Origin of the sequence: Acidiplasma cupricumulans, from assembly GCF_001402935.1 — an archaeon.
GTDB classification, from domain to species: domain Archaea; phylum Thermoplasmatota; class Thermoplasmata; order Thermoplasmatales; family Thermoplasmataceae; genus Acidiplasma; species Acidiplasma aeolicum.
Genome location: NZ_LKBH01000164.1, coordinates 1 through 1022, shown reverse-complemented (window position 1 = coordinate 1022; position 1022 = coordinate 1). Strand labels below are relative to the sequence as shown.

Genomic DNA, 1022 nt, shown 5'->3' with positions numbered 1-1022 from the left:
TTAAATGTATAAATTAACTGCTCTTAATTGGACTTTAAATTATATTTATGGCCTATCCATGACATTAAACGATTTTACATTGTATCTTCTGATGGTACTGCCAGTGGTTATTATTCCACTGCCTATTAATAGCAAGCCTCCTATTATTGTATACAATGACGGTATCTGCCCTAATAATATCAGTGCAAATATTATTGCAAAAACAGGATCAAGATAGCTCAGTATTGAAACTATTTGTATGTTTAAATTTTTTAATGAATCATACCATAAAAATAATGCAAGGACAGTCTGCACGGATCCTGATATTATTATAATTATTATTACATCATAGTTTATTATGAATTTGGTTATAAATAAAAACGGTAATAATATTATTGCTGATATTACCGACTGCAGAAACACCAAATCTATTGAATTTACATATCTGGAGGAAAATTTGCTTGTTACAGATAATAAACCGTATGTTATCCCAGATAGCAATGCCAATATTATGCCAATTATATTTAAATTCAATGACCCCAGTGACATTATTATTATTCCTGTGAAGGATACAAAAATATTCAATAACCCACCATTATTTATTTTTTCCTTCAAAAATGGTGAGAATAATATGGCTATAACCGGGCCAGTATAATAAAATATTATTGCCTCTGAAACAGGGATCATAAAAACTGCATAAAATAAAAAAACCCAGTTTAATGATATTAATATACCGGATAAAATTACATAAAAATTGGATAATTTCTTTAATATTTTTATCAGATTCTTCCTTAATATTATTGATAATAACAGAAATGATATTAAAACTCTAAAGAAAACAAAAACGGGTGATGGGAGCATTGACCAGATGGCAAAAACAGGTATGGAACCCCATATTACAGTTGACGATAATATTTCTATAAGACCCTTTTTAGAATTATTATAATCGATTAAACCACCAAGTTGCCATATAAGATAAATATATAAATTTTTAGTAGCTAAAAAATCCAAACTCTGAATTATGTAATAAGAATTAAAATTTA

At 27.6% G+C, this 1022-nt stretch carries 1 protein-coding gene; it reads right to left on the bottom strand.

Annotation, left to right across the window (positions count from 1 at the left end):
• Nucleotides 1–45 precede the first annotated feature (45 nt).
• Nucleotides 46–1022: DMT family transporter (locus AOG55_RS04535; RefSeq protein ID WP_055040959.1), on the bottom strand; the 977-nt coding region annotated here is incomplete at its 5' end.